This is a genomic window from Bradyrhizobium sp. Kon37 (assembly GCF_055807535.1).
This window is the reverse complement of the sequence record NZ_JBVVOY010000028.1, coordinates 21,577-33,841: the sequence shown is the minus strand read 5'-3', so window position 1 is coordinate 33,841 and position 12,265 is coordinate 21,577. Positions and strand designations below refer to the sequence as shown.

General features: G+C 66.7%; 9 protein-coding genes. 3 read left to right on the top strand and 6 right to left on the bottom strand.

The window, feature by feature from the left end; translation table 11 throughout:
- Positions 1-2: 2 nt before the first annotated feature.
- Positions 3-323, bottom strand: a complete 321-nt coding sequence (locus AC0L3J_RS32395) for a 2Fe-2S iron-sulfur cluster-binding protein (RefSeq protein WP_045008721.1) — start codon at positions 321-323, stop codon at positions 3-5.
- Positions 324-488: 165 nt separating this feature from the next.
- On the bottom strand, positions 489-863 hold the full coding sequence (locus AC0L3J_RS32390) for an Hpt domain-containing protein (RefSeq protein ID WP_027566855.1): 375 nt from the start codon (positions 861-863) through the stop codon (positions 489-491).
- On the opposite strand from AC0L3J_RS32390, the gene AC0L3J_RS32385 reads away from it, so the two are divergent.
- Positions 862-1,116 carry a hypothetical protein gene (locus AC0L3J_RS32385; protein ID WP_473349759.1) on the top strand — a complete coding sequence of 85 codons (255 nt, stop codon included), beginning with the start codon at positions 862-864 and terminating at the stop codon, positions 1,114-1,116. The genes AC0L3J_RS32390 and AC0L3J_RS32385 overlap by 2 nt on opposite strands.
- Positions 1,117-1,259: 143 nt before the next feature.
- A complete protein-coding gene (locus AC0L3J_RS32380) occupies positions 1,260-6,902 on the top strand; it encodes an apolipoprotein A-IV repeat region-like domain-containing protein (RefSeq protein ID WP_473349758.1) in 5,643 nt (1,880 codons plus the stop codon).
- 233 nt (positions 6,903-7,135) lie between these two features.
- On the opposite strand, the gene AC0L3J_RS32375 is transcribed toward AC0L3J_RS32380, so the two are convergent.
- Genes AC0L3J_RS32375 through AC0L3J_RS32365 form a run of 3 tightly spaced genes read right to left on the bottom strand, consistent with a single transcriptional unit; the run spans position 7,136 to position 9,940 of the window.
- Positions 7,136-8,017 carry an MlaD family protein gene (locus AC0L3J_RS32375; RefSeq protein WP_473349757.1) on the bottom strand — a complete coding sequence of 294 codons (882 nt, stop codon included), beginning with the start codon at positions 8,015-8,017 and terminating at the stop codon, positions 7,136-7,138.
- Positions 8,018-8,033: 16 nt separating this feature from the next.
- Complete coding sequence (locus AC0L3J_RS32370; protein WP_247400481.1) at positions 8,034-8,804, bottom strand: ABC transporter ATP-binding protein; 771 nt, start codon at positions 8,802-8,804, stop codon at positions 8,034-8,036.
- A gap of 2 nt (positions 8,805-8,806) precedes the next feature.
- Entirely contained in the window at positions 8,807-9,940 is a 1,134-nt protein-coding gene (locus AC0L3J_RS32365; RefSeq protein WP_473349756.1) for an MlaE family ABC transporter permease, read from the bottom strand.
- 143 nt (positions 9,941-10,083) lie between these two features.
- Here AC0L3J_RS32365 and dgcA point away from each other — a divergent pair, with 143 nt between their 5' ends.
- On the top strand, positions 10,084-11,079 hold the full coding sequence (gene dgcA / locus AC0L3J_RS32360) for an N-acetyl-D-Glu racemase DgcA (protein WP_473349755.1): 996 nt from the start codon (positions 10,084-10,086) through the stop codon (positions 11,077-11,079).
- On the opposite strand, the gene AC0L3J_RS32355 is transcribed toward dgcA, so the two are convergent.
- Positions 11,049-12,245 carry an MFS transporter gene (locus AC0L3J_RS32355; protein ID WP_473349754.1) on the bottom strand — a complete coding sequence of 399 codons (1,197 nt, stop codon included), beginning with the start codon at positions 12,243-12,245 and terminating at the stop codon, positions 11,049-11,051. The two genes, dgcA and AC0L3J_RS32355, sit on opposite strands and share 31 nt — an antisense overlap.
- Positions 12,246-12,265 lie beyond the last annotated feature (20 nt).

Here is a 12,265-nt window from a genome sequence, read left to right as displayed (position 1 = left end):
AGTTAGGCCTGCCGTTCCGGCGTCGCCACCACGAGGCCGTCGAGCTCGTCGGAGACCTTGATCTGGCAGGACAGGCGCGAGTTCGGGCGCACGTCGAAGCCGAAGTCGAGCATGTCCTCTTCCATCGGCGTCGGGCTGCCGACCTTCTCGCGCCACGCTTCGTCGACATAGACATGACAGGTGGCGCAGGCGCAGGCGCCGCCGCATTCGGCCTCGATGCCGGGAATGCTGTTGCGGATGGCGGCTTCCATCACAGTCGCGCCGTTCTCGACGTCCACCGTACGGGTTTCGCCCTTGTGATCGACAAAGTGAATTTTGGCCATGTGTGCTCGTGCTGCCGCGATCTAGGGAATGAAGGAGGGTCCGGGCTGTCCTATAACGGGTCGGTCAGCCCGGCGCCATAGCGTTTTGATTCAGTCGCGAATACCGTTGCGCGGGAAGAAAACCCGTCAAAACAAAGACTAGAGCACGGGTCCGGTGCTGTCGCCCTAAGGGTTGAGGATCGCCTCGATGGCGACGCGAGCCTCGGTCACCGCCTCTTTCAGCGCGGCGAAGGCGTGAGGCCGGCCCTGGCCGGTCTGGATCGCGGTCTCCAGACTGGCTGCGGCATCCGCCACCGCAAAGGCGCCGATCCCGCGCGCCGAGCCCTTGAGCTTGTGGGCGAGTGCGCCAGCCTCGGCCGGCAGCGCGGCCATTGCCGCGATCAGGCGCACCGCCTGCTCGGCAAACATCGTCAGCACCTCCTGTTCCAGCTCGGAATCACCGAGCGTCATGCGGGAGAGATGATCGAGGTCGAGCGGGCTATCGATGGGTGCAAGCGGGGGCGAGGGCATCCAGTCCATCCGTTGCAGTTCAGGAGTCATGGCGCAGGCCCCGGCATCGCGCGATGTCCGCCGGTCCGGCGGTCAAGTTCCCTCCACCCAAGCACGGAAATGGTTAACGAAATGTTCCGGCCGTTTGGCGCAAATCTGCCGGTTTATTGGCGAAAAGTTGCCGCAATCCGGCGAGTCCGGTGGAGAATTGCATTTATTGCTAAGGCCTTACGGCGCGATCCTGTTAACGATGATTAAGAATGTCTTAATCGCGGGCATTTCATTCGCGACGCTCTGCCAATAGGATGTTGGAGAAATTGGCGGACAAGCCGTCCGGGTGGGGATGGCTCGGAGATCCGCGCAAGCGGCATGATCCGGACTGTGGGCTTGCGTAGCGCGCAGAGCTCGCGGGGGGACGCGTACAAGTAACGAGGGCTCGGACTGAACATGGCAAACACTCCGAAAAAGGTCAAAGACCCCACAGAAGATGCGCTTTCTGCAATCCAGGAAGCCCTGAACATCAGCGACACGGCGGCGGACACCAGCCGCAACGCCTCGATGCGCAGCGAAACGCCGCCTCCGGTCGCGCCACCGGCTCCCCCGATGTTCGACGAACCGAGCTTCGACGCGCGCCCTGCCGCGAACGAACGCGCGATGTTCGACCAGGTCGAGGAGCCGCGCTCCTCGCGCCGCGCCGCCAATGACGACCGTGCGACCATCGGCCAGCTTTTGCAGACGTTGCAGACGGGACGCCCGACCCGCAACATCTACACCGGCGCGACAATCTTCACCGTCATCTGGCTGGCGGCTTGCGCCGCGCTGACGGTCGGCTTCCTGCCTTCGATCCAGGCGGCGATGGGCCAGAGCGGCGGCGTGTTGGCCATTGCCGGCCTCGTCACGATGTTCTTCGCGCCGATCATGCTGTTCTTCTTCCTGGCGAGCCTCGTCTGGCGCGGCCAGCAAATGAGCTCGGTCGCGCAGGCTATGGCCCAGGTTGCGATCCGCTTCTCCGAGCCGGAAGGCTCGGCTTCGGATTCCATGGTGACCGTCGGCCAGGCCATCCGCCGCGAGGTTGCGGCGATGGGCGACGGCATCGAGCGCGCCATCGCGCGCGCCGGCGAGCTCGAGACGCTGGTCGCCAACGAGGTCGCGGCGCTCGAACGCGCCTATTCCGACAACGAAGTGCGCATCCGCGCCCTGCTTCAGGACATCGCGCATCAACGCGACAATCTGGTCGGCCAGGCCGAGCAGGTCCGCAGCGCCATCTCCGGCGTGCAGATCGATTTGCGCCATGACATCGCGCTGATCTCGGACGCGATCGCCTCGCGCGTCGACGAGGTCGCCAAGTCCATCACCGGCGCGCTCGAAGAGCGCGGCGCCCACATCACCGGTGCGCTCAGCAACGCCGGCGACAACATGATCCTCGCGCTCGGCGAGCGCGGCGGCGACCTGCTCGACCGCCTCGAGGAGGCAAGCAACGAGACCACGCGCGCCGTGCTCGACGCCAGCGAGCGGCTGACCACCAGCCTGAATTTCAAGACCGGCCACGTTCACGACGAGTTCGTCGACCTCGCCGACCGCGTCCACGAAATGCTCAACGAGCGCATCGACCGCATTACCGGCGAGTTCGAGCAGCGCTCCGCCGCGATCGTCGACGGCATCTCCGAGCGCACCGAGCAGGTGCACGACAGCCTGAAGAATTCGTCGGACTCGCTGCTGCTCGAGCTCGAGCTGCGCTCCAACGACCTCTCGGCCAAGATCGACGACGCCGGCAACCGCCTCGCCGGCCAGATCATGACCTCCGGAGACAAGGCGAGCGAAGCGCTCGACGCCACCGTCAACACGCTGGTCGCCAAGGTCGTCAGCCAGACCGAGACCGCGCACGACTCGCTCTCGCTCCAGATGAGCGCCTTCGACGAGCTGGTGAAGAACCAGGGCACCGAGCTGGTCGAGAAATTCGCCCGCGACTCCGGCACGCTGGGCGCGCTGATCACCCGCCACATCTCCGAGTTCGACCGCACCGTGAAGACCTTCGGCGGCGAGATCGTCGATCGGATGGGCCAGCGCACGCAGGACATCCATGAATCGCTGAAGACCTATGTCGACAATTTCGACACCCGCTTCACCTCCAACGGCGGCGCGATCACGGCTGTGCTCGACCAGCGCCTGGTGCAGTTCGAGACCACGATCGGTGAACGTGTCAGCAACCTCGATGCCTCGCTGAACGGCAAGATCTCCGGCCTCGACTCGACGATCGACGGTCACATCAAGACCTTCGACGAGCAGCTCGTCGGCCGCGTCGCCGCGCTCGAACAGTCGTTCGATACCCGTGCGAAGTCGGTCACCGAGACCATCGACGGACGGCTCAACACCCTCGCCTCGTCGCTGACCGACGGTGCCGCGCAGGCAATCCAGTCGATCGACTCCCGCCTCACCCATCTCACGACGTCGCTGACCGATGGCGCATCGCAGACCATCCAGTCGATCGACACGCGCCTCACGCATCTGACGACGACCCTCACCGGCGGCGCGTCGCAGGCGCTCGAATCCATCGACACGCGCCTCACCTACCTGACCACCGCGGTGACGAACGGCGCCTCGCAGGCCGTGCAGTCGATCGATACCCGCCTCACCCTCCTGACCTCGACGCTCACGGACGGCACCGCGCAGGCGATCGAGGCGGTCGACCGCCGCATCACCGGCGTCACCGAGATCATCGACGGCCGCAGCATGCACCTGACCGACACGGTCACGGCGCGCTTCCAGGACATCCAGCAGGCTATCGAGACCAAGGTCGGCTCGGTCGCCAGCGACATCGACGTGCGCGTGGCGCAGTTCGAGGACCTGCTCGGCTCGCGTGTCGAGGCCGTCGCCGGCCGCATCGAGAGCAGCGGACGCCAGGCCAGCGAGGACATGATGTCCCGCGCCGAGATGATCTCGACCGCGATCCGCTCGCATGTCGAGGACGCCGAGCGCTCGCTCACCAACCTCGTGGTCAACACCAGCGAGACCATCCAGACCGGTGCGCGCACCGCGCAGCAGTCGCTGATGACGGTCTCCTCCGACGTCAACGCCCAGCTCAAGATGACCTCCGCCGAGGTCGAGCGCGCGCTGACCGCGGTCGGTACCGGTGCCGCGAACTCGATCCTGACCAGCGCCCGCGAAGCGCAGTCGACGCTGGTCGCAGCGTCGGGCGATGCCTCCAACCAGATCAAGGGGCTCGCGGCCGACGTCGAACGCACGCTGTCGTCGGCAGGCTCGGCAACCGCCGCCTCGATCCTGGCCGGTGCCCGCGAGGTGCAGACCACGCTCGTCACGGCGTCCTCGGACGCAGCCAATCACGTCAAGACCCTCACCGCCGACGTGCAGCGCTCGCTGTCCATGGCCGGCACCACCACGGCGGAATCGATCACCGCCGGCGCCCGCGATGCGCAGAGCGCGCTGATCGCGGCCTCGAGCGAGACCGCCAACCAGATCAAGGCGCTGTCCTCGGACGTGCAGCGCTCGCTCTCGATGGCGGGCACCGCGACGGCAGAGACCATCATGACCGGCGCCCGCGAAGCCCAGAGCACGCTCGTCAACGCGTCCTCGGATGCGGCGAGCCAGGTCAAGTCCCTTGCCGCCGAAGTGCATCGCTCGCTCTCGCAGGTCGGCCAGTCGACCGCCGAGACGATCACGACCAGCGCCCGCGATGCCCAGAGCACCCTGCTGGCGGTCTCCGCAGAACAGACCGGCCAGGTCCGTTCGCTGGCGGCCGAGATGCAGCGCGCGCTGGCGACTGCCGGCGGCGCCACCATCGAGGCGCTCACCAGCGGCGTGCGCGAAGCCCAGGGCACGCTGATCTCCGCCTCGACGGACGCAGCAGGCCAGATCAAGTCGCTGACCATCGACATCGAGCGCACGCTGACCTCGGTCGGCGCCGACACCGCCTCGACCATCCTCAACAGCGCGCGTGAGGCGCAGACCTCGCTGACCTCGACCTCGGCTGATGCCGCAAGCCAGATCCGCACGATCTCGAGCGAGATCGAGCGTACGCTGAGCACGGCCACCGCGAACGCGACCAACGACATCCAGACCAGCGCGCTCAACGCCCAGAACGCGTTGATCAACGCCTCCAACGAGGCGAGCTCGCGGGTCAAGTCGAGCTCGGCCGATGTCGAGCGCTCGGTGCTCGCCGCCAGCAGCAGCTTCGGTCAGGCCATGACCGGCAAGACCGACGAGATCGTCACCTACGTGCAGCAGCAGTCGGACCGTCTCGCCAACATGATCGACGCCAAGCGCGGCTCGCTCGTGGACGCGATCGGCTCGAAGACCAGCCAGCTCACGCTCGACATCGACCGCGTCACGTCCGACGCGCTGAAGTCGATCGAGACGCGCGGACATGCGTTCTCGCAGACCATGATGGGCAACGGCTCCGAAGTGGCGCGGACCATCAACTCGGCGAGCGAGATGGCGACGGGTGCCGTCAACAAATCGCTCAAGGACCTCGAGCAGGCCTCGCGCGCGGCGATCGACCAGTCGCGCCAGGTCTCGATCGCAGCCGTCACCGAGATGCAGGAGACCAGCAAGATCCTGCGCACCGACACGGTCGCCCTGTTCGAGCGCCTGCGCGAAGGCAACATCCTGCTCCAGGAGGTGCTGACCGGTGCGCACGACAACCTCAACTCGCTCGAGCGGGCGCTGGTGACGCGCGTCGCCGACTTCGTCTCGGCGATGAACGACGTCACCTCGCGCAACGGCGCTGCGACGCAGAACCTGGAAGACCAGCTCAACGTCTTCAACAGCAAGACCACGCGGGCGCTCCAGGATCTCGGCGAGCTGTCGACCCAGTTCGACGCGCACGGCAAGGCACTGGTCGAGGCCGCGCAGGTCGTCGAGCAGAGCAACAAGAACACCACCGCCTCGCTCGCCGAACGCAAGGAGGCGCTGGAATCGCTCGTCACCACGATCGACCTGCGCACGGCCGATCTCGACCAGCGCCTGTCGCGCTTCACCGGCCTGCTCGATGAATCGCTCGCGGCCGCCGAAGAGCGTGCCCGCGACATCGCCCGCGTCGTGGCGGAGACCGCCGGCGCAGGTTCCGCCGCGATCACCCGCCAGTTCGAGGCGGTGCGGTCGGCCTCCGAAGAGGAGCACCGGCAGACCGTCGAGGCCATGCATGACATCTACCGCCAGACCACCGACGAGGCGGATGCAATGTTCAAGCAGTCGACCGAGAAGTTCACCAACCTCGTCTCCAGCATGAAGCAGATGGCGTTCGAGATGCACAACGAGCTCGAAGCCACCCGCAACGAGCTGCGCCGCGGCGTGCTCGAGATGCCTCAGGAGGCCGCCGAGAGCACTGCGCAGATGCGCAAGGTGATCGTCGACCAGATCGAGGCGCTCGCCGAGCTGAACCGTATCGTGGCCCAGCACGGCCGTGGCCTCGACGTCTCCACGACGGGCCGCGCCAGCGTGCAGCGCCAGGAAGAGCCGATGCTGGCCGCCGTCGGCGCGCGCAGCACCGAGACGCGCATGCGCGAGAGCGCCAGCGCCTCGACGCTGCCGCCGCCGGATCTCGGCATGCCGGCCTCCTCGCGCCGCACCGAAGCCCCGCCGGTTGCACCCGCGGGCAACGACCAGGGCCGCGACGGCTGGCTGTCGGACCTGTTGAGCCGCACGGACGCCAACCAGGGTGCGCCCACCGGACGTGAGCCCCAGCGCGGCCGCCAGGCTGCACCGGCGCCGCAGCCGCAGGCTCCGCAAGGTGGCGGCAATCCGCTGGAATCCTTGTCGCTCGACATCGGCCGGCTGATGGACCGCAACCTCGCGTCCGAGATGTGGGACCGCTACCAGCGCGGCGAGAACAAGGCCTTCACCAAGCGCCTCTACACGCCCGCCGGCCAGAAGGCCTTCGACGAGGTCGCCCGCAAGTATCGCTCCGACCGCAACTTCAAAGCCACGGTCGACCGCTACGTCGCCGAGTTCGAACGCCTGCTCGACGAAGTCGCCCGCGACGGCCGCGGCCCGCAGGAGCTGCGCAACCACCTGACCTCGGAGACGGGCCTGGTGTACACCCTGCTCGCGCACGCAGCGGGCCGGCTGGGGTAAGCGGTTCGCAGCGATAGCGAATGAAAAACGGAGCCCTCGCGGGCTCCGTTTTGTTTTTGGGCGTCATAGGAACGAAGCGTTCGACCAAGCACTCGGCGTCGTCCTGGCGAAAGCCAGGACCCATACCGCGAGGTCTGTCGATTGCCGCCGGTGGAAGTACCGAACGACCGCTCTCGCCAAACTCCTCCCTGGGGTAATGGGTCCTGGCATTCGCCAGGACGACATCTGGGACGCTACTGCCGCCGGCGCTCCGGCACGGCAGGCTTCGGCGGCTCGGGCGGTGGCGGCGGAGCGGCCGCTGGTGCGTTGTTGCTGGCGCCGAACAGGACGCGGGTCGGGTTGCGGTCGAAATTGTTGACGGCGCGGCTGATGTCGCCGAGCGTGCGGCGGCCGTCGGTCATCAATGCGCCGGAGCGCTTGTCGAAATCGTCGGCCAGTTCGCGGATCGACTTCACGGCCAGAAACAGCTCGCCGCCGTCCTTGCCGCCGGCCAGCGTGTTGAGGCCGAGCATGAGGCTGTCGGCCTTGAGCATGACACCGTCGACCTTGGCCATCACGCCGTCGATCTTCTCCGAATTGCGGGCGAGCGAGTTGGTGAAGGTCTCGAGATTCTTCAGCGAGTTCTTCACCGACTCCTGATTGTCGGCGACGATCTTGTTGATGTTCTGGAGCGTGCCACGGATCGCCTCGGTGACGTCCTGCAGCTTGTTGGGATCGGCCGTCAGCGTGGGGATGCCGTCCTCGTCGAGCGGCGGCGACGGCGCGGCCTCCTCGCCGCCCTTGAGCGAGATCGCGGCGACGCCGGTCAGGCCCTGGAATTCGAGGCCGACCAGGGTGTCCTTGCGGATCGGGGCGTTGTTCTCGACCATGGCGAGTGCGACAACCCGCCGCGGGTTGTCGAGCTTCACCGAGACCACCTCGCCCACCCGGATACCGTTGAAATTGACGCTGCCGCCGTTGCGCAGGCCCGCGGCCGGGCCCTCGAACACGACGCGCAGGGGGCTGCGCTGTTTGGTCGTGTGCAACGACTGAAACCACAGCACGAAGCCGATCGCGGCGGCGATCACCGCCAGCGTGAACGACCCGATCAGCACGTAATTTGCGCGCGTTTCCATCAGCTACTCCGGCACCTCAGCCCATCACCGCGCGAGCGCGCTTGCCATGGAAATATTGCCTCAGCCAGGGATGCTGCGAGGCCTGCATGTCGGCGATCGACCCTGCCGCAATGATCTTACCGTTCCCTAAAACGGCGATGCGGTCACATGCTGTGTAAAGGCTATCGAGGTCGTGGGTTACCATGAAAACGGTCAGCCCCAAAGTCCGCTGCAGCGTCCTGACCAGCTCGTCGAAGTCGCCGGCGCCGATCGGGTCCAGGCCCGATGTCGGCTCGTCCAGGAAGACGAGATCCGGGTCGAGCGACAGCGCGCGCGCCAGCGCCACGCGCTTGATCATGCCGCCCGACAGTTCCGATGGAAAGCGATCGGCGACTTCAGGCTTGAGACCCACCATGGTGAGCTTGGCGATGGTGATCTCGTCCATCAGCCGTTGCGACACCCGCAGATATTCGCGCATCGGAAACTGGATGTTCTGCCGCACCGTGAGCGAGGAGAACAGCGCGCCCTGCTGAAACAGCACGCCCCAGCGCCGCTCCACGTTGCGACGCTGCGACGTATTGGAGGCATCGAGATCGACGCCGAACACCTCGATGCTGCCTGCGACCTTCGGCACGAGGCCGATGATCGTGCGTGTCAGCACGGACTTGCCCGCGCCGGAAGGGCCGACGAAGCCAAGAATCTCGCCGCGCTTGACGTCGAGGTCGAGCCCGTCGAGCACGCGCGTCGCGCCGAACTGCACGGTGATATCGCGGACGCGGATGATGGGGTTCTGGATCTCGGGAGCCATCGTCACATCCCGATCGAGGCGAAGAAGATGGCGAACACGCCGTCCATGACGATGACGAAAAAGATGCCCTTCACCACCGACGCCGTCGTGTGCTGGCCGAGTGATTCCGCACTGCCCTGCACGGCGAGGCCTTCGACGCAGGCGACGATGCCGATCACCGCGGCCATCACCGGTGCCTTGACGATGCCGACGATGAAATGGTCGATCGAGATGGCGTCGCGCAGGCGCAGGAGGAAGGCTTCGGGATCGACGCCGCCATAGAGCCAGGCGACGAGACCGCCGCCATAGAGCGCGGCCATCGCACCGAGGAAAGCCAGGATCGGCAGCGCCAGCACCAGCGCCAGCATGCGCGGCAGCACCAGCACCTCGATCGGATCGAAGCCCATGGTGCGCAGCGCGTCGATCTCTTCGCGCATCTTCATCGAGCCGAGCTCGGCGGTGTAGGCGCTGCCCGAGCGGCCCGCGACCATGATCGCGACCAGCAGCACGCCGATCTCGCGCAATACCAGCACGCCGAGCATGTCGACGACGAAGATGTCGGCGCCGAACCTGCGGAAATGGAAGATGCCCTGCTGGGCGATGATGCAGCCGATCAGGAAGGTGATCAGCACCACGATCGGCACCGCGCGCCAGCAGACCTGCTCGAGATGATGCACGGTCGAGGTCAGGCGGAACGAGCGCGGGTGAATCAGGGTGCGCGCGCCCGCTGCGAGCACCGCGCCGAGCATGTCGATCAGGCCTGCCACGGTGCCGGCAACCCCGGCCACAGTCCGGCCGATCTGCTCCAGCATGCCGGTGATGGTGATCGTGCTGGTGTCGATGACGGGCGTCGCCCTGACCCGCCGCACCTCGTCCACGAGGCTCGAATAATTGGCGGACAGCCCCGCGATCTGCGCCTCGACGGCGCCCTGCGTCAGGCTGCGGCGCAGCCGCTCGATCAGCCAGGCGCCGAAGGTGTCGAGCTTGGAGACCTCGGAAACGTCGATGAAGATGCTTTGCGGGCCGCCGGCGAGCTTCTCGGCGTCGGCCACCATCCGCTCCAGGACCGGCGCGAACCTCGCGGTCCAGGTTCCGGTGGCGCAGAGTGCCAGCGCATTGCCCTTTGCAATCCGTTCCAGCTTCGGATCGCCGTTCAAGATGTCCGCTCCCGTGCCGGGGCGCGAGAAACGGTTGAAATCAGATGGTTGCGCACGCGCCCTTACCCGGAGAAGGTATCCCCAACTGGTTAACCTTAGTTGCTAGAGGTAACCAGCAGGTTCAGATTTCGCCAGAGTTCAAAATGACTTCCAGCAAAGTTCCTGCCCTCGCCGCGCGAATCGAGCGCTTTCCCATCGCGGGCAGTTTCACCATCAGCCGGGGCGCCAAGACCGAGGCCGTGACGGTCGTGGCCGAGGTCAGCCGGGACGGCCTGACCGGCCGCGGCGAATGCGTGCCCTATTCCCGCTATGGCGAGACGCCCGAGGCGACCCTTGCCGCCGTCCAGGCCATGCGCGAGGCCGTGGCCGGCGGCCTCACCCGTCAGGCCCTCCAGGCCGCCATGCCGCCTGGAGCGGCCCGCAACGCGCTGGATTGCGCCCTGATCGATCTGGAAGCCAAGACGGCCGGCTTGCGGGCCTGGAGCCTGCTCGACCGCCCCGCGCCGGGGGAGCGCACCACGGCCTACACGATCTCGCTGGGCACGCCCGAGGCCATGGCGGCGGCGACCGCCAAAGCGGCGCACCGGCCGCTGCTCAAGATCAAGCTCGGCGGCGACGGCGATCCGGAGCGGATCGCCGCGGTGCGCAACGCCGCTCCCGAATCCGAGCTGATCGTGGATGCCAACGAGGCCTGGACCGAGGCCAATCTGGAGCACAATCTTGCGGCCTGCGAGGCCGTCGGCGTCACCCTCGTCGAGCAGCCGCTGCCGGCCGGAAAGGACGACGCGCTGGCCCGGATCAAGCGGCCACTGGTGGTCTGCGCCGACGAGAGCGTGCACGACCGCTCTTCGCTGGCGTCGCTCCGCGAGCGCTACGACGCCGTGAACATCAAGCTCGACAAGACCGGCGGCCTCACCGAGGCGCTAGCGATGGCCGATGCCGCTCAGACGCTCGGCTTCGAGATCATGATCGGCTGCATGGTCGCAACCTCGCTGTCGATGGCGCCGGCGATGCTGGTGACGCCACAGGCGCGCTTCGTCGATCTCGACGGCCCGCTGCTGCTGGCGCACGACCGCGATCACGCCCTGCGTTATGATGACAGCCTGGTCTACCCGCCGGACTCGTCGCTCTGGGGATGAGCTTTCAGCCGGTGCCGCGCCGACCAGATCAGAAGCGCGCCAGCAGCGGCCATTGCCGCCATGACGTAATACAGACCGTCGCCGATGCGAGCGTAGATCGCGCCTGACGCGATCGAGGTGGTCGCACCTAACAGCCCGTTGCACGCGACGTAGTAGCCCTGCCCCCGCGCGATCTGATGCGACGGCACGCGCTGCACCAGCAGACTCATCGTGCCGAGAATGGTCATCCCGAAGGTCAGGCCGTGGCCGAGCTGCACGACCGCCAGCAGCGCGAGCGGCGGATCGTATGCGGTGACGATCCAGCGCACGACCGCGCTTGCGCCCCCGATCGCCATGAGCGAGGACGGATGCAGCGAGAAGCGCGGCGACAGCGCGAACACGACGATCTCGGCGATCACCCCCAACGTCCAGAGGCCCGCGATCGTCAGCCCGCCGAGGCCCTGGGCCTGCCAGTTGATGGCCGAGAACGTATAATACGCGACATGACTGCCCTGGATCAGCGCGGCCGAAACGATGATGGCCCAGAAGCCCGTGTCGCGCAGCAGCGCCTTGCCGGCATGCGCCACTGTCGTTCTTCGCCTGACATCGTCGAGCGGCTGCAGCAGCATGCCGGCGGCGACCGCAACAACAGCCCAGGCGACGATGATCCAGATCAGATCGCGCGCCGCGATGTGGTCCACGAGATAGCCGCAGGCGAGCGAGCCGGCCGCGAAGGCTGCCGAGCCCCACAGCCGCACCGGCCCGTAATCGAGCCCGTAGCGGGCGACACCACGCAGCGCATAGGCGTCGGTCAGCGGCATGGTCGGCGTCCACATCATGCAGGTCAGCGCATAGATCAGGAACAGCGCCAGCGGCTGCTGCTGCAAGCCGACCGCCGTAAATCCGATCGCCGTCGCCAGCACGGACACCATCATGCCGGCGCGAATCGCATGTCGCTTTTCGGCAAAGGCGGTGATCTGCGGCAGCGTGGTGAAGCGCGTGATCGCCGGCAGCGCGTTGATGAGGCCGATCCAGGCCGCGTCGATGCCGATCGCCTTCAGCCAGACCGGAAAGAACGGCAGATGCGTTCCCGATACCGCGAACACGGCCGAGTAGAACAGCGCGAGGCTCACGGCGAATCGCCGCTTCCGAGCTGCTGCGATGGGGATTTGTGATTCGCCTGCCATCAAACCAATTGCGATTCGGT

Coding starts and splice junctions, on each gene's coding strand:
- AC0L3J_RS32390 (WP_027566855.1), bottom strand. CDS start 863: ATGACTCCTGAACTGCAACGGATGGACTGGATGCCCTCGCCCCCGCTT.
- dgcA (WP_473349755.1), top strand. CDS start 10,084: ATGACTTCCAGCAAAGTTCCTGCCCTCGCCGCGCGAATCGAGCGCTTT.
- AC0L3J_RS32355 (WP_473349754.1), bottom strand. CDS start 12,245: ATGGCAGGCGAATCACAAATCCCCATCGCAGCAGCTCGGAAGCGGCGA.
- AC0L3J_RS32380 (WP_473349758.1), top strand. CDS start 1,260: ATGGCAAACACTCCGAAAAAGGTCAAAGACCCCACAGAAGATGCGCTT.
- AC0L3J_RS32395 (WP_045008721.1), bottom strand. CDS start 323: ATGGCCAAAATTCACTTTGTCGATCACAAGGGCGAAACCCGTACGGTG.
- AC0L3J_RS32375 (WP_473349757.1), bottom strand. CDS start 8,017: ATGGAAACGCGCGCAAATTACGTGCTGATCGGGTCGTTCACGCTGGCG.
- AC0L3J_RS32385 (WP_473349759.1), top strand. CDS start 862: ATGGCGCAGGCCCCGGCATCGCGCGATGTCCGCCGGTCCGGCGGTCAA.
- AC0L3J_RS32370 (WP_247400481.1), bottom strand. CDS start 8,804: ATGGCTCCCGAGATCCAGAACCCCATCATCCGCGTCCGCGATATCACC.